This window comes from Gynuella sunshinyii YC6258 (genome assembly GCF_000940805.1).
Taxonomy (GTDB): Bacteria; Pseudomonadota; Gammaproteobacteria; order Pseudomonadales; family Natronospirillaceae; genus Gynuella; species Gynuella sunshinyii.
Window position 1 is genome coordinate 965,571 of record NZ_CP007142.1, and the last position, 15,847, is coordinate 981,417.

The following is a 15,847-nucleotide window of genomic DNA, read 5'->3' on the forward strand; positions in this document are numbered from 1 at the left end:
ATAGAATGTAACGACTGCGTAAAACAGGAAGAGGTTTCACCATGACCATCCAACCCGCTTCGGATCAACACTTGCAGGCGTTTTTAAATAGCCATCCTCACTGGACCGTACACAATCAGAAACTGCATGGCCAGTGGGTATTTGAAAACTTTGTCCAGGCGTTTGCATTTATGACTGCCGTGGCGCTGACCGCCGAAGCAGCTAATCATCATCCCGATTGGTCCAATCAATACCAGCGGGTCACGATCGATCTGACCACTCATGAAGCCGGAGGCATCACTCAGCGGGATTTTGAACTGGCAGAGCAGATTGATCGTATTGTTGATCACTTTCAGCAGGGGAAATAATTATGTTCAGTGTGGAGAGCTGCCCACCGGACCATCCCGAGTTGCAGGTGTTGATGGATGAACTGTCGCAGACATTGCAGCGAATGACGGGAGACGATGGTCGAGGTTCCTTTGTGGCCGAAGATCTGGCGCAACAAGGGTATCTGCTACGAGTTCAAGAGCAGGCCGTGGGGTGCTGTGTGGTACGCTCCCATGCACCGGGGGTGGCCGAGCTAAAACGTATGTATTCCAGGATTCCTGGCGGGGGGCGGGCACTATTGATACCGGTTGAACAGGCGACACTTCAGTATGGCTATCAAAAGCTGATACTGGCTACCCGGCAGGTCAATCACAACGCTATCAGTTTTTATCACAAGATGGGTTATCGCCATTGTGAACCCTATGGTAAATACCGGAGCAGTGATGTTTCCATCTGTATGGAAAAAATACTCTAAGGCAACTCTGAAAAATGGCCTGTTTTCGCGCAGGACGTTGTCAGCCCCGTCCGAAGGCGGCATCCCCTCTCAGCCTCATTTACGCCAGTAAACTGCGGTGTTGCGAGCGGTGCTTCCTAGCCTGCATCAAAACTATTCCTATTTTACAGAGGCCCCCTAAACGCCAATCAGTATTCGCGAACGACGGCCTAACAACAGGCGAATAATTTTGCTGATAACGATGCTCAAAGCAATGCTGGCTGTCAGTACCAATAACCCGCTCAATGCCAGTGTCAACAAATCCTGATGCTGTGATATCAGACCGGTAAGCCCTCTGGCAACAAGGTAAGTGAATGCCAGATGCAGAAAATAAATGGCGAATGCGTACGTGCCCAGCAGGTTCAGAAATCTCGGTAATACCGCCTCGTGTCTGGAAAAGTAATGCAGGATCAGACAGATCAGTGCGGTCTTTTGCAGATACACAATGGTCTGGTCCCAGGCAATCAGATGACTGGATTCATACCGCTGTAGAATCAGCAGTGTCAATGCCAGCGAGCCGGCAACCGCGATGCACCATAACCAGCCACGATAACGGCTGATGATGGCCAATGTCCGGTTGTAATCCTTCCCGACCCACATGCCAAACACGTAAGCTCCGGAAAAATAAATCAGCGTTTGCAGACTTAAAAATGCAGGAATAGTGGTTCTGGAGATGATCAACGGTGCCACAATCAGGACAAGAATGATCCATTTAAAACGGGGTTGATGTAGCAGGTACTGGAACAGCGGAGTAAATAAAAAAATAACAAGCAGTACTGGAATATACCAGAAATGTGGTAATACCCGGCCAAACACAATTCCATCGAGAAGGGCTGGAATAAACTCTGTGGGTCGCCCTTTGTCTGCCGCGCTTTTCAGATACCAGTTCCAGAATGTGGTGAGAAAAAATAAACTTAAGACCACATAGGGTGCTACTACATTCAATACCTTGTTTTTGAAAAATGATTTCCAGCCTTTATTTCTTAAAACTTTGCTGAACAACAAACCTGAAATAAAAGCAAAGTAGAGTGTGGAACCATGAAAGGCCATTTTGGTTGTTGCATAGAGTAGGTTCATATGTTTGAGGATATCCGATCCCCAGATCAGATACATCAACGTGGACCAGGAATGCGCACCGACTACATTAATGATGGCAAAACCTCGGAATGCATGAATATGAGAAAGATAGCTACCGGTATTAGGGGAAAGAGTATTGGTCACAGTTGTTCGTTCCGGACAGAAAAGCCCGGATGCAAACCATTCGGGCAAGTGAATCGAAGCTCCGAATTCGTTATCTGGATACGTTTAGCTGGCATTCTATGTAAGAATAGGTAGTAACAAACTCCTTCTTTCTGACTATTTCGGGATTGAGTTGGTCACTTGTCTGTCTCCTGTTTGTATCTGATGGTTATTCATGCGCTTTATTGATGTTCCTCTGCGTTATCGTATTTTGGTGCTAATGTTCATCCTGGCTCTATGTCCGTTTTTCTTCATTGGTGGCATTTACAGTCTGCCGTATCCTCTGTTGAAGATGCTGCGCGACGGTGGACATTTTGTTTTTTTTGGATTGTTAACATTTTTTGTTCTGACCACCCTCAAACCGGGCCGGCGATTCAGCCCTGTGTCGTTATTGCTGTGGATGAGTCTTATTGTCCTGGTCATCGGTGTTGGGATTGAGCTGTTTCAAGGCGGTGTGGGACGTGATGCTGACTTGGGGGATGTGCGGCGCGATCTTATGGGCGTATGGCTGGTTTTCTTTGCCCTGTATCGCTTTGAACATCCGCTGCGGCGCTGGTTATTCGGGGTTCCATTATTGCTGGCGCTGCTTTATGAAGTGGTACCAGCCTGGCAGGTCTGGCAGGAGGAGCAGCGAATTCAACACAGCCTGCCGGTTCTGGTAGCCATGGAACACGATACCGATCTGGATCAGATGCGCGGTACCCGAGAGCTGACCCAGGAACGTGCCTATCGGGGAAGTCGCAGTGTCAGAGTGCATTTCGATGCGGATCGGCATCAGGGGCTGTTGGTTTATCGGTTTGCACACGATTGGCGGGGATACCAGCACTTTGTCTTTCATGCTTATAATCCTGCAACCACTCAATTTCGCTTGTATGTGGCAATCTCTGACCTGGATAATATCCGCCATCGTCGCGACCTGACGGATCGTTATGAGCGCTCAGTGATGCTTGATCCGGGTTGGAACACGGTGGCGATAGACCTGGAGTCCATTGAGCAGGCTCCACATACGCGGGCCATGGATATGACCAACATCACCCGGATTAATCTGTTTATCTGGCAACAACCGCCGGGTGATCTTTTTATTGATGATATGCGATTGGAATAATATTGCCGTCGCTGATGATTATTTATGTTTGGAGCATGTAAATGCCTGAGAATAAGTTGATTGTAGGAAGTGAAGAGTGGTGCTGTTTTTCCAGTCTGGGCATCCCTGCAATTAAGGCGCGGGTTGATTCCGGTGCGAAGACCTCTTCCATCCACGCGTTCAATATCACGTCGTTCAAGCGTGCCGGTACCACCTGGGTCAGTTTTGAAGTACACCCGATCCAGAAAGACCGCCGCACTGTGGTGCGTTGTGAGGCACCTGTCGTGGACCGTCGGGCGGTCAAGTCTTCCAGTGGTGACAGCGAGCGTCGTTACGTGATCAAAACCCTGTTGTCGATCGGTGGTAACGAATGGGAGATCGAGTTGACTCTGGCCAATCGCGATTCCATGGGTTATCGCATGCTGCTGGGGCGTGAAGCCATGAATGGCCGCATGCTGGTGGATCCTGAGGCCAGGCTTAATCTGGGTAATTTTTCTGAAGCCGATTTGATCGGTTATTACGGCACCCCTGAATCCAATCAGAGTGGCCTGAAAATTGCGCTGTTGGCCAGTAATCCCGATCTATACAGCAATCAGCGTCTGATCGAAGCTGGCGAAGAACGCGGCCATGACATGACGTTTCTGAATATGCGCTACTGTTATATGCGTATTGATGCCACCAATCCTGAAGTGCATTATCGCGGTGGTACCAACATCAGCGAATTCGATGCCGTGCTGACCCGTATCAAACCCAGCATGACGTTTTATGGCTGCGCCCTGACCCGCCAGTTTGAAAGTATGAATATTGCCACCATCAACAGCTCCACTGCAATCGCCCAGTCACGGGACAAGCTCTACTCTTTGCAACTGCTGTTGAAAAGTGGCATCGATATTCCGACCACCGGATTTGCCAATTCGCCCATGGATACCAGTGATCTCATCGATATGGTGGGAGGCGCACCATTGGTGGTCAAATTGTTGGAAGGGGCTCAGGGGCGGGGCGTTTTTCTGGCGGAAACCCGCAAAGCCGGTGAGAGTGTCATTAATGCCTTTAAATCTTTGCATGCAAACCTGTTGGTGCAGGAATTTGTCAAAGAAGCCGAGGGTAAAGACCTGCGTTGTTTTGTGATCGACGGTAAGGTTGTAGCATCCATTGAACGTAAGGCTGCACCGGGAGAATTTCGCGCCAATCTGCATCAGGGCGGTAGCGCTTCGGTCGTCAAAATCACGCCTGAAGAAAAACGACTGGCGATCAAAGCTGCAAAAACTCTGGGATTGTCAGTAGCCGGAGTCGATATTATCCGTTCATCCAAGGGGCCGTTGTTACTGGAAGTCAATTCCTCTCCCGGACTGGAGGGGGTTGAATCTGCCACCGGCAAGGATATCGCCGGAATGATTATCACCTCAGTTGAAAAAAGACTTGGTTGGCGGCGTGAGCTGGGCCCTAATCCTGATATTGTCTATGAGTAATGTGATTGCCTTTAAAAAGCCATCATTGAAGCAAAAAGCACAGGGTAAAACCCTGTGCAAAAATGGCTTTCACAAATGGGAAATCTGGCAGAAAAAACAGTTTGATGTCAAAAGCGGCAAACTCGTCACTGTGATGCAATGTAAGCGTTGCGGCATAAAAGAGACCCGGTTGGCTTGATAGGGTAGTTCGCTGCTTGAGTTCCGGTTATTCGTCCTGGAAAACAGATAACCTGGAACATCCAGTTTTTTTGTGATGATGGGAGTGCTGGGACTGCAATTTAGTTATTGTATTAATAAATGGGTGGAAAATAATCATCGCTGTCCGGATGATCCAGACACAATATCCGCCGTACTAATGGATGAAGGTTCCAGTATTGCTGTCCAGCAGGCAATTGATTATTTTCACCTTTATGGACGTTTCTATTTGTTAAAAGGATGTCTCTATGAATTATGCCAGATTTTGGTTTATCGAATTACTGGCTTATTGGGAAGGAAAAATAAATACTCTTCCAATTCAGCACCAATTTGGCCTGAGCCGTCAGACCAGCAGTAATCTGCTTAAACAATATCGTACCGAGAATCCTGGAAATCTGGAGTATGGTACGCATGACAAGGCTTATGTCGCCAAACCAGATTTCAAACCACAATATATTGACCAATCTGTCGATGAGTATTTTGACTGGTTGACCAGCCGGACTTTCCCGAGCTCCCCTGAAACGCCGTTTGGCATTACTCAGCTGAAACCACCCCGGCGTTATGTATCGCCACTGATCACACGCAAACTGATACCGGCAATGCGTGAAAAACAGCGATTGGAAATTGATTATCTCTCTATTACCAGTAATGATCCGGAAGGAAGGATCATTTCGCCTCACAGTCTGGTTAAAACCGCAACCCGCTGGCATGTGCGGGCCTGGTGTGAGAAAAGGCAGCGTTTTCTTGATTTTGTCTTGAGTCGTTTTAAGGGTGAACCGCAGGTTGAAGGTCCAGCGGTATATGGTGAAGCGCATGATGAAGACTGGAACACGTGGGTGGATATCATCGTTGCGCCGGATTCCCGACTCAGCGCCGGACAGAAACAGGTAATTGAGAGTGACTACGGTATGCAGAATGGTCACTTGACTCTGACCGTCCGGGGGCCACTGGTGAAATACACCATCGATGATCTGCAAATCAAAACCAAGATGATCGAACTTCGTCCTGAAGCCCAGCAGCTCATCTGTCTCAATTTTGATGAAATAGAGAACTGGCTCTATTAGCGTCGTAACCGAAAATCGTAATGTTAACCGTATGGCAGTTGATATTTTGATGACCGCTGCTAACCTTGCCGGCCTCTCTGTTTTTGTTAGGCGTAGTTCATGCTTTGGTTTAAAAATGCTCAGGTATATACCTTGTCAGACTCCTTCGAATTCGATGAAACAACGGCGGAGGAGCAACTGCAGCAACATTTGTTCGGGCCCTGTCAGAAACAGCAGACTGTCAGTCTCGGATGGGTTCCGGCGATTCCGGATACGGATGCTCTGATCCACCGTAGCGGGAATAACTACCTGCTGTGCGTGAAACGACAGGAGCGGTTGTTGCCTGGGGCTGTTGTCAATGAGGTTCTGGCAGAAAAGGTTGAAGCCATCCAGCTGAATGAAGACCGCCGGGTGGGTTCCAAAGAACGCCAGACGCTCAAAGATGAGGTTATTTTCGAGCTGCTGCCACAGGCATTCCTGCGCAGCACTCTCAATTATGTGTTTTTGAATCCGGTGAAGAAACTGTTGATCGTGAATGTGGCATCAGACAAACGGTCCGATGAAGTGACGGCATTCATGCGCGATTCTTTAGGTTCCCTGCCGGTGAAAATGCTGTCGTCTGATTGTCAGCCGGCCCCGGTTCTGACCAGCTGGCTGGAAAATCCTGAAACCGCACCTGAACAGGTACTGCTGCTGCCGGATCTGGAGTTGAGCTACAGTCATAATCCGGATATCAAGGTTCGTTTGAAAAACCTTGAACTGGAATCCGATGAGTTGCAGATGCACTTGTCAGAAGGCGCGCTGGTACAACAGATCGCTCTGTCATGGCAGGAACGCATCGATTGTGTGATTAACCATAAGGCACAGATCAAACGATTGCGCTTTGCTGACCTGTTGACCGAGCAGGCGCTCAATGATGCCGGAGATGATAAAGCCAGTCAGTTTGATGCCTCGTTTACCATCATGGCAGAGATGCTGGTGCAACTGGTTGAAGATATCAGACACTGGTTTCAGACCCGTCAGCCATCCTGAGTAGCATTGATCATTCACTGCGTTTTCCAGAGAGCTTGAGAATATGTCTATACCTGTTAGCTGGCTGGTAACGACGTTGATGATAATTGCCGCGGTTGCGCTGGCACAGAGCCCGCGGATCCCGCTCACGGCACGTGTTTGTCTGTGTGGTTTTTTGGTGGCACTGGCGGTATCCGGCATCTTGCTGGGAATGCGCTTGTCTCTGGGGATAGATTGGGTTGTCCATTTTCAGCCATTGGTGGCAGTGGTGATACCGGTGCTGGCCTATCTTGGATTCTTCAGTCTTACCCGCGAAAACGCAGCACTTCCGACAGCGATGATCATTCGAACTATCCTTCTGATTGTAATTGCCTATTCGGCCATACTGATCTGGTGGCCGATCTCGGTAGATCTGGTAGTCGTGTCTGTGACGATCTTTTACTTGTCACGAATGGCCTTGTTGTTGCGGCTGCAGGATGACGACTTCATGCATGTTCCGCCTCATGCACTGAAACTGCTACGAACCGCGTTGATTATTACTCTGGCGCTATTGAGCCTGATGATCATGACCGACGGACTGGTGATGGTCGTCGGTATGGTTGCGGGCAATGGCCCGGTGCTGCGGTTATTGAGTGGTATTTCCGGGTTGTCTGTGGCATTTGTGTTCGTGACGATGTTGATTGGTTTGCCGATGGCATTGCGGGGAGCGGTTGGTCGTCATAGTGAAGCGGTTAGCGGTAGTCCGGAGATGGTGACTGCTGCGGATCATGAACTGTTGGCCAGACTGGATGAGCTGATGTCGGGGCAACAGTTATATCGCGATAATAATCTGACCGTGGCTCGACTGGGGCGACGTCTGGGGGTGCCGGCCCGTGAGGTGACCCATGCCACCAACCGTGTTGCCGGCAGTAACTTTTCCCGCTTTGTAAATGGGTACCGGATTCGGCATGCTCAGCAACTGTTACGCGAAACAGATCTTCCTGTCACTGAAATCATGCTGGAATCCGGTTTTTCCAGTAAATCGAGCTTTAACACCGAATTTCGTCGTTTAACGGGCCAGACCCCGTCTCAGTATCGCAAAACATAAAGTACGGATATATCGCTCCAGGCTCAGCTTTAATGGTTTGGAATCCGTTGTCACTGCAATATCGCCTGTTCGTTCAGGTACCGCCTGTGCAGTCAACACGCTGGTGCTGAGTGCCCATGATTTCGGCCATGAATGAGAGTCCGGGATTTAATACGAACCCCTGAGACATGGCCAGACCCGATAGGATAACAATGTCCGCAGAGGTGTCAGTGCCGATCCGATACTGGTCACTGACGATATCTTTGTCGCCTGCCAGGACTTCTGCAGCCTGAGCGCTGCGAATTTCGAGTAGTACCGGCTTTGCCTGATGAATGCCGATGCCTCCGCCACCAAAATCGCCGGCAGCAAAACGTACGGGTATTTTCAAACATTTCCCATGTTGGCTGTCTTTCAGTATGACATTTCCTCTGCCGGTCATTCCCCGTAGTTGCAATAGTGTGGCTTCACGTGGACGGCTGATGATCGCGATCCCATGGGCTCCGGGAGGAATGATATAACCGGACTCCGTTTGCAGTGACAGGAAGGGTTGTTGTTTCTGTGCTTCACAAGCAGTCATCATAAAGCTGATCAGCGCCAGCCCTATCAGATGAATGCCTGTTAATTGTCTTGATAACATAATAACTCCTTGATCGATTGGAAGGATTGGTCACAGTCTGGCTGTGTCAGGGAGCACTTTACGAAGGGGCGGCTGCAGAAGAGCCCGAAATCAGGTATTCGAACGTTCTGAATCATGATTTAGAACGTTATGGTTGGTTTTCAGGACGCTCATTCAGTCGCTATTCACGTCAAAAGCTTATGTTCGGATCTCTATCTGAGAAATGGACGGTCTTCATGTTTCAAAAACAAAAATTACCAATGTTCGCACTGTATTTGGCGTGCTCGGGAATGGCGTTGATTGGCGGTTGTGCATCCAAACAGGAATCTGATACCTCTGGACAAACGGAGAAACTGGTTCTTCAAAGGATGGATGCAAAGATGGCCTATTCGATGGCTGCGCCCGAGATGGCAGATATGATCGGCATGCCGATGCCGGAAAGTTCCGACTCCTTTACCCATACCGATATCAATCCTGTCAAACTGGTCAGTGCTGAACCGGTTTCGACGTTTTCCGCAGATGTCGATACCGCCTCTTACAGTTATGTTCGTCGCTCCCTCAATGATGGTCGTTTGCCAGATAAGGATTCGGTACGGCTTGAAGAGATGGTGAATTATTTCGACTATCAGTATCTATTGCCGAAAAATCCTAATAAGCCTTTCAGTATCAGTACCTATGTACAGGATGCCCCCTGGGCCGAAGGGCGTCAGCTGATTCACATTGGGGTACAGGGTTATGAACTGCCTCAAACCGCCAAACCCCATGCCAACCTGGTGTTTCTGCTGGATGTCAGCGGCTCAATGAATGCACCTGATAAATTGCCATTATTGAAAAAATCCATGCAGTTGTTGCTGAGTCAGTTGCAGGATGACGATACTGTGGCCATTGTCGTTTATGCCGGCGCCGCCGGCGTCGTGTTGCCACCCACGCCGGCAGCCAATAAAGTGGCTATTAATCAGGCCCTTAAAAACCTCAGTGCTGGTGGCAGTACTGCCGGAGCTGAAGGCATTGAGCTGGCCTATCAGCTGGCTGAAGAGCATTTCGACAAGGATGGCGTGAACCGTATCATCCTGGCGACTGATGGCGACTTCAACGTAGGCCTGCAGAGTATGCAAGAGCTTAAGAATTACATTGAGCGTAAGCGTGATCGTGGCATCTACCTTTCCATTCTGGGCTTTGGTAGTGGTAACTACCGCGATGATCTGATGCAGACACTGGCGCAAAATGGCAATGGCATTGCGGCCTACATCGATACCCTGAGCGAGGCCCGCAAAGTATTGGTGCAGGAAGCCAGCTCCAGTCTGTTTCCCATTGCCACTGACCTGAAACTGCAAATTGAATTCAACCCCGCGCGGGTGCGTGAATATCGGCTGCTCGGATATGAAACCCGCATGCTGAACCGCGAAGATTTCAATAACGACAAAGTAGATGCCGGTGACATCGGTTCCGGTCATAGCGTGACGGCCATTTATGAAATCACCCCGGTGGGTTCCAAAGCGGCCATGTTGGATGATCTGCGTTATACCCCATCGGCACCGATAAGCAGTAATTCAGTCAGTGATGAGCTGGCGTTTATCAAACTACGCTATAAGTTGCCGGGTGAAGATCATTCCCGTCTGATTGAAAAAGCCGTCAGAGTGAACAGCAATGATGACATTGCTACCGATGCCGGGTTTGCTGCCAGCGTTGCAGGTTTTGCTCAATTGTTGAAGGATCCCCGCTATTTGCAGCAGTGGAATTTTGAGGATGCCATCAAACTGGCTCTTAAAAACAGAGGTGATGATCCCTACGGCTATCGCAGTGAGTTTGTACAGCTGATTCGGGCAGCCGGCACAGCTGCCCCCATGTGAGGTGAGGGGTTGGGTTATCGATGTGGCAGGTGGACTGTAACTGTCAGTCCGCCTCCCGGATTGTTCTGTAATTCCAGCCGGCCGCCATGGGCATGGGCAATGTTACGGGCAATACTCAAACCCAGCCCCGAACCGCCGGTATTACGGCTGCGCGATGTTTCCAGCCGCACATAAGGCTCGAACACGGCTTCCAGCTGATTTTCCGGAATCCCGCTGCCTGAATCGGTGATCATGATACACAGCTGGGTTTCACTGTCTTCCACCGTCACCGTCGCAGTGTTGCCATAAAAAACAGCGTTGTGAATCAGGTTTGACAGGCAGCGCTTGATCGCCAGGGATTTCCCCTCGAACAAGCGGTCGGTATGGCCATGTACGTCCATTTGCCCTCCCGTCAGGGTTATCTCCTCGCGAATATCATTTAGCAGTTCCATCACATCGATGGTTTCCAGAGACTCGTGTACATCTGTACTGCGGGAGAATTCCAGTGCACCTTTGACCAGTTCATCCAGTTCCAGCAAATCGTGGATTATTCTCGCCCGAACATCACTCTGTTCCAGCATTTCCGCGCGTAATCGCAGTCGGGTGATCGGCGTCTTGAGGTCATGGGAGATGGCGGAGAACAAGCGTTCACGGTCCTCGATAAACCGCATCAGTCGTTCCTGCATGGCATTAAATGCGTGCGCGGTTTCCAGAATCTCGGTGGTGCCGGAGACCGGAACCTGCACTTTGTGCAACGGATCCTTACCCAGTTGACGGGCAGCCTGGGCCAGTTGGTACAGCGGATTGGTCAGCCAGCGCACCAGCAGCCAGGAAATCAGCATCAGAATCGATACCAGCAGGCTGATAAAAATGACCTGATCCAGTTTCAGTAATACCGTTCGTTGCAGAAAATATGGGTCAGGCAGTAGTGCGGCCAGATAAAGCCATTCGTCATTGCTGAACTCTACCTGGGCCACCAGCAATGGTGGGCGATTGGGCAGAATCAGCGAGTTTTGCACCCAACGCTCCGGTAGTTCGTTGAACATGACATCGTTATTAAAGACTTTCAGATATTCTGGTCGGGCAAATTCCACCTGGATATTTTTGGCTTTCTGACCAAGGTTCAGGCGCATGGTATCGGTGTAAACCCGGATGATTCTGCTGGCAATCGCATCGGCTTCGATGGCTTCAATATCGATCAGCTGCTCATTCACAGAGACAAAAAACCGCGCCCCTCCCATGTTACGGAGCTGACTAAGGATCACATGACGATAATCCCTTGGTAGTGTGCCAAAAAAGGAAACTGTCGATGCCATGCTGTTGGCCAGTTCTACGGCAGCGCTGTCGGCTTCCTGCAAACGCCGCTGCTCGTAATAGCTGACCCAGACGGCGTTGGATATCATCAAGGCACTGATGACACCCAGAAACAGAATTAAAAACAAACGACTGAACAGGGAGTTGAACAGGTTGGAAAAAAAACGTGTGGGTTTCACAGTGTAAGCGCCTGGCTACTGGTTAGCATGGCTGTCCCGTCGATGTCAGTCCAGCGGATCCATATTCATAGCGATTCAGGACAGCACCTCAACATGAGACGTGAGAATATAGCCTGCTCCACGAACGGTTTTGATCAGTTGCGGTGATTTGCCATCATCGCCAAGGCGTTGCCGCAAACGACTGATCTGAACATCGATTGCACGATCAAACGGACTGCTTTCACGGCCGCGGGTCAGATTGGACAGCTCATCACGGCTCAGCACTTGTCCGGCTTTATTCAGGAACAGTTGCAGCAGGTTATAATCTGCGCCATTCAGCGGATAGGTTGTGCCCTCCAGGTCAATGAGTTCCCGGTTGGCCTCATCCAGAATCCATTGACCAAACTGAATTCTGCGTTTTTGAGTTTTACGTTGGGGGTTCTGATCGTCCATTCGTCGTAATACCGCTTTGATACGTGCAAGCAGCTCACGCGGATTGAATGGTTTTATCATATAATCGTCGGCGCCAAGCTCCAGGCCAATAATGCGGTCAGTTTCGTCGGATCCGGCGGTCAGCATTATGATTGGGATGTTCGACTCTGCGCGAATTTTTTTGCACAGGATGAAACCATCGTCACCAGGCATCATAACGTCCAGTACGATCAAATCGTAGTGATGGATCGCCAGTTGATTGAACATCTGTTCGCCATTCAGTGCGGTATGAACGGTGAATGCATTTTGTTGCAGATACTGGGTCAGAAGTTCACAAATTTCCTGATCGTCATCAACGACCAGAATGGTTTTATATTTTAGACCGTGAGTCATGTAAGGGCTTTTTCTCTTATTTTTGATCGGTGCCGGCTTATCTGCTGTTCAATAGGCACCGGGCTAATATTCATGAGTTCCGTCAAGCTGTCAAATTCTCCATGTATTCAGTTTGTTTAGCCATAATGTGGATCAATATCAAAGCCGTTGATTTTGCCTGTCATTCACTTTTTTCTGTAGGCCAAACAGCAATGCCTATACTGAGATTATGCAAGCATACAATATCGTAAAGAAAATTGCCGACGGTGGTCTGGATTACCCTTCTATGACTGAATTGGGTAAGCGTTTTCGTGCCGTCAATGAAGGTCGGTTGGAGCGCTTGCGTAGCGGTATGCAAAATACCCAGCAGCAATTTCTGGAACTGCTGCCAATGCTGTTCCACGTCAATCATCATCTGTTGCCAGGCTGGATTGAGGATGATGTGCCCAAGGGGGTGTCCTTTTACTATCCGGATCGTACGGTGCTGTCATCTTTGGGTCAGATCAGTCGCAGTTACCGTTACAAGCAGCCAAATCAGTTGAATGGTGATATTTCCAGTATTTTTCTGATGGGGTCGACCGGGACTATCGGGCAAAGCAGCCAGAGTGATCTGGATATCTGGGTATGTCATGTTGCTGGTCTGTCGGCGGAAAAAATATATCTGCTTGAGCAAAAAGCCGAACTGATTTCCGAATGGGCCATGGGAATGAATCTGGAGGTGCATTTCTTTGTCATGGATGCCCATGCCTTCAAAGTTGGCAGTAAAGGCAGGCTGAGTTCCGAAAATGCCGGATCTACCCAACACTATCTATTGCTCGACGAGTTTTATCGTTCCCATATTCTGATCGCCGGGGCTGAGCCCGCCTGGTGGTTGGTGCCGCCTTATGAGGAGCATCTCTACAATCAGCATGTCAGACATAATATAGACAGTGGGTTTTTGAATTACGGCGCCACTATTGATTTTGGCGGAGTGCCCAGAATACCTGTGGATGAGTTTGTCGGTGCGGGCATGTGGCATTTGTACAAAGGCATTGATGCGCCCTATAAATCACTGTTGAAACTGATGTTGCTGGAGCTCTATGCATTCAGTTTTCCTAAAGCCCAGTGTCTGTGTCTGGATTTCAAACAGGCAGTTTATGATTTCAAACTGAATCTGGATGAACTTGATCCTTATGTCATGTTGTACCGGCGGCTGGAGCGCTATCTGCTGAGTCGAAAACAGACGGTGCGACTTGAACTGGTCAGACGGGCATTTTATTTCAAAATCGGCATCTCCCTGTCACGGAAATCCAGATCCCCCAGCTGGCGCCGGATACTGATTGATCGTCTGACGGTCGAATGGGGGTGGTCGGCCCAACACATCGCCCATCTCGACAACAAAGAGCAATGGGGAATAGATGATGTGATTCGGGAGCAGAAAGTACTGATTGCTGAATTGACTCACAGCTACCGCTTTCTGACTCAGATTGCCCAGAAGATTAAAGCCTCCAGTAAACTCAGAAAACAGGAAATGCTGATACTCGGCCGTAAGTTATCGGCTGCATTTGATCGAAAGCCCGGCAAAATTGAAATCATCAACTCTACCGTCAGCGCTGATCTGAGTCGCGAAAAGCTGACTGTGCATCAGTTGCAGAGCGAGCAGCCTGAACAATCACTGTGGGGAGCTTACTGTAATCAATTAACCCGCATGGGCAGCAATCCACCGCAGCCATTAAAACATTCAAGCAGTCTTATTGAAGTCATGATCTGGAGTTATTTTAATGGGCTGCTCGATGCACATATCAATATACCAGTATTCACGCTGTTGGAAGATGACAGCATCACGCTGACCGATTACGAGCTGAAAGAGATCATCAATAGTTTTCGTTATCACTTCCGTAAACCATTGAAAGCCGTTCCGCAGGAAGTGTTCGTCTATAAGTCGTGTCCGGTCAAAACTATTCTTTATGTTAATGTCGCCCGTGATCCCATGGCTCATCTGAGTGCCCGTGGTCTGCAAAAAATCAGTAACCGAACGGATTCGTTGGATTTCAGCTCGCTGCGTGAAAATCTGGTGCAAACCCTTGACCTGGTAGTGCTCAATAGCTGGAACGAAGTACATGTATCCCGCTTCGATTTGCATGACGATACGCTGGTGCAGTGCCTGCTTTTTTTATTGAACAGCATCGCTATGAGTGCTTCAAAGCAAATGCCGGAATTTGAAGCGCTGTGCTTCAGCGTGACTCGTCCGGCGGCGATTGCCAATCGCGTTCAGCAGCTGTTTCGTGATGTCTTGCGGTATTTCCTTCTGGACCACCAGAACGTGCCAGGCCGTTATGTATTCGGCTACGAAGATAAAATCTGTGTGATCAGTTTTGACCGACATAAATTCACTTCGATACAGGTGGATACCCAGCAGGAATTTATCGAAATGTTAGCTCAGGAGCGCCCGGAGTTTTCACCAATAAGGTTGGACCGGTATTCACTGTCTGAGAACCGCGAGTTGCGTATGATCCTGAGTAATAGTCACCTTCGGGGGATTCAGGTGTATTTTCGCCGGTTGGCCGGGCAACGGGCGATAATCCATGTAGTGGATGAATATGGTTCGCTGTTTTCTTATCAGATACCGTTTCTAAGTGTAAAGACGTTGATTAAACCGTTATACCGTTTTTTACGGATTATTGAGTATCGAAAAAATACAGATGGGGGTTCCGAAACACCCATTGCCCAGGAAATATTCTTTTATGAGTATCTGGAAAACACGCAGGACCGTACCGCCAGGCTGATACGGCGCAGAACCGAGTCGGATTTTACGGATTCGGATTTTTACAATATCCGGGCATTGGTCAGAAAGGAGCATGACGGTAATATTCATTACACGGTACTGGTGGGGGAGCGGGAGTTTGATTCATTGACTCTTGGGCAGTCGTTCTATGTAACCGTTGCGAAGGCATTGTCAGAGACGAACCAGCTGCATGAAAGGCAGCTTTGTTATGTAACTGATCTGGAGCTGGCTGATGAAATCAAAGCCGATCTGCCGTTCGGCAGGGTACAGACGATTCATTATTTTCAATATAAATACCGTCTTGAGTCACGGATCAATTCGGTACTGAACAAATTGTAAATTTGTGGTTACAAATGTCAGTTGTGTGCCAAAAAAATATCACATGTTTGGGTTTTCGGACGTCATATTTATGCTTTATCAGATTGATTGTTCATTATTGCTAAAAGGCATGACGTG

General features: G+C 49.0%; 14 protein-coding genes and 1 pseudogene. 11 read left to right on the forward strand and 4 right to left on the reverse strand.

Annotated features, from left to right (window positions below; translation table 11 throughout):
* The first annotated feature begins 41 nt into the window (after positions 1–41).
* Both YC6258_RS04280 and YC6258_RS04285 read left to right on the forward strand, forming a co-directional pair.
* Entirely contained in the window at positions 42–347 is a 306-nt protein-coding gene (locus YC6258_RS04280) for a 4a-hydroxytetrahydrobiopterin dehydratase (protein ID WP_044615948.1), read from the forward strand.
* A 2-nt stretch (positions 348–349) separates the two neighbouring features.
* Positions 350–781 carry a GNAT family N-acetyltransferase gene (locus YC6258_RS04285; RefSeq protein ID WP_044615949.1) on the forward strand — a complete coding sequence of 144 codons (432 nt, stop codon included), beginning with the start codon at positions 350–352 and terminating at the stop codon, positions 779–781.
* Positions 782–937: 156 nt separating this feature from the next.
* Here the strand turns inward: YC6258_RS04285 and YC6258_RS04290 are convergent, their stop codons facing one another.
* A complete protein-coding gene (locus YC6258_RS04290; protein WP_044615950.1) occupies positions 938–2,020 on the reverse strand; it encodes an acyltransferase family protein in 1,083 nt (360 codons plus the stop codon).
* A 193-nt stretch (positions 2,021–2,213) separates the two neighbouring features.
* Here YC6258_RS04290 and YC6258_RS04295 point away from each other — a divergent pair, with 193 nt between their 5' ends.
* The 7 genes and pseudogenes from YC6258_RS04295 (at position 2,214) to YC6258_RS04320 (ending at position 7,927) form a co-directional block, all read left to right on the forward strand.
* Positions 2,214–3,143, forward strand: coding sequence for a VanZ family protein (locus tag YC6258_RS04295; protein ID WP_044615951.1), 930 nt, complete (start codon positions 2,214–2,216; stop codon positions 3,141–3,143).
* 41 nt (positions 3,144–3,184) lie between these two features.
* Positions 3,185–3,583, forward strand: a pseudogene (locus tag YC6258_RS30500) (ATP-dependent zinc protease family protein); the annotation flags it as partial.
* 87 nt (positions 3,584–3,670) lie between these two features.
* Positions 3,671–4,591 carry a 30S ribosomal protein S6--L-glutamate ligase gene (rimK, locus tag YC6258_RS04300; RefSeq protein ID WP_211264700.1) on the forward strand — a complete coding sequence of 307 codons (921 nt, stop codon included), beginning with the start codon at positions 3,671–3,673 and terminating at the stop codon, positions 4,589–4,591.
* A complete protein-coding gene (locus tag YC6258_RS04305) occupies positions 4,584–4,769 on the forward strand; it encodes a hypothetical protein (protein WP_044615953.1) in 186 nt (61 codons plus the stop codon). Before rimK ends, YC6258_RS04305 begins: the two co-directional genes overlap by 8 nt.
* A gap of 265 nt (positions 4,770–5,034) precedes the next feature.
* Complete coding sequence (locus tag YC6258_RS04310) at positions 5,035–5,850, forward strand: BrxR family helix-turn-helix transcriptional regulator (protein ID WP_044615954.1); 816 nt, start codon at positions 5,035–5,037, stop codon at positions 5,848–5,850.
* 99 nt (positions 5,851–5,949) lie between these two features.
* On the forward strand, positions 5,950–6,861 hold the full coding sequence (locus YC6258_RS04315; protein WP_052830047.1) for a recombination-associated protein RdgC: 912 nt from the start codon (positions 5,950–5,952) through the stop codon (positions 6,859–6,861).
* A gap of 43 nt (positions 6,862–6,904) precedes the next feature.
* Entirely contained in the window at positions 6,905–7,927 is a 1,023-nt protein-coding gene (locus YC6258_RS04320; protein WP_211264623.1) for a helix-turn-helix domain-containing protein, read from the forward strand.
* 73 nt (positions 7,928–8,000) lie between these two features.
* Here YC6258_RS04320 and YC6258_RS04325 read toward each other — a convergent pair whose 3' ends face one another.
* Positions 8,001–8,543: a hypothetical protein gene (locus YC6258_RS04325; RefSeq protein ID WP_052830048.1), complete on the reverse strand. Its 543-nt coding sequence runs from the start codon at positions 8,541–8,543 to the stop codon at positions 8,001–8,003.
* 215 nt (positions 8,544–8,758) lie between these two features.
* Between YC6258_RS04325 and YC6258_RS04330 the strand changes: the two genes are divergently transcribed.
* Positions 8,759–10,372 carry a vWA domain-containing protein gene (locus YC6258_RS04330; RefSeq protein ID WP_052830049.1) on the forward strand — a complete coding sequence of 538 codons (1,614 nt, stop codon included), beginning with the start codon at positions 8,759–8,761 and terminating at the stop codon, positions 10,370–10,372.
* Positions 10,373–10,386: 14 nt separating this feature from the next.
* Here the strand turns inward: YC6258_RS04330 and YC6258_RS04335 are convergent, their stop codons facing one another.
* The gene (locus YC6258_RS04335) at positions 10,387–11,844 is read right to left on the reverse strand and encodes an ATP-binding protein (RefSeq protein ID WP_044615955.1); all 1,458 of its coding nucleotides are present in this window, start codon (positions 11,842–11,844) and stop codon (positions 10,387–10,389) included.
* A gap of 75 nt (positions 11,845–11,919) precedes the next feature.
* Positions 11,920–12,648 carry a response regulator gene (locus tag YC6258_RS04340; protein ID WP_044615956.1) on the reverse strand — a complete coding sequence of 243 codons (729 nt, stop codon included), beginning with the start codon at positions 12,646–12,648 and terminating at the stop codon, positions 11,920–11,922.
* A 208-nt stretch (positions 12,649–12,856) separates the two neighbouring features.
* Between YC6258_RS04340 and YC6258_RS04345 the strand changes: the two genes are divergently transcribed.
* Complete coding sequence (locus YC6258_RS04345; RefSeq protein ID WP_044615957.1) at positions 12,857–15,730, forward strand: class I adenylate cyclase; 2,874 nt, start codon at positions 12,857–12,859, stop codon at positions 15,728–15,730.
* Positions 15,731–15,847: the final 117 nt, after the last annotated feature.

Excerpts from the sequence above, each read along its gene's own strand:
- YC6258_RS04280 (WP_044615948.1), top strand. The coding sequence starts at position 42 with ATGACCATCCAACCCGCTTCGGATCAACACTTGCAGGCGTTTTTAAAT.
- YC6258_RS04315 (WP_052830047.1), top strand. The coding sequence starts at position 5,950 with ATGCTTTGGTTTAAAAATGCTCAGGTATATACCTTGTCAGACTCCTTC.
- YC6258_RS04345 (WP_044615957.1), top strand. The coding sequence starts at position 12,857 with ATGCAAGCATACAATATCGTAAAGAAAATTGCCGACGGTGGTCTGGAT.
- YC6258_RS04325 (WP_052830048.1), bottom strand. The coding sequence starts at position 8,543 with ATGTTATCAAGACAATTAACAGGCATTCATCTGATAGGGCTGGCGCTG.
- YC6258_RS04340 (WP_044615956.1), bottom strand. The coding sequence starts at position 12,648 with ATGACTCACGGTCTAAAATATAAAACCATTCTGGTCGTTGATGACGAT.
- YC6258_RS04295 (WP_044615951.1), top strand. The coding sequence starts at position 2,214 with ATGCGCTTTATTGATGTTCCTCTGCGTTATCGTATTTTGGTGCTAATG.
- YC6258_RS04305 (WP_044615953.1), top strand. The coding sequence starts at position 4,584 with ATGAGTAATGTGATTGCCTTTAAAAAGCCATCATTGAAGCAAAAAGCA.
- YC6258_RS04285 (WP_044615949.1), top strand. The coding sequence starts at position 350 with ATGTTCAGTGTGGAGAGCTGCCCACCGGACCATCCCGAGTTGCAGGTG.
- YC6258_RS04310 (WP_044615954.1), top strand. The coding sequence starts at position 5,035 with ATGAATTATGCCAGATTTTGGTTTATCGAATTACTGGCTTATTGGGAA.
- YC6258_RS04330 (WP_052830049.1), top strand. The coding sequence starts at position 8,759 with ATGTTTCAAAAACAAAAATTACCAATGTTCGCACTGTATTTGGCGTGC.
- YC6258_RS04320 (WP_211264623.1), top strand. The coding sequence starts at position 6,905 with ATGTCTATACCTGTTAGCTGGCTGGTAACGACGTTGATGATAATTGCC.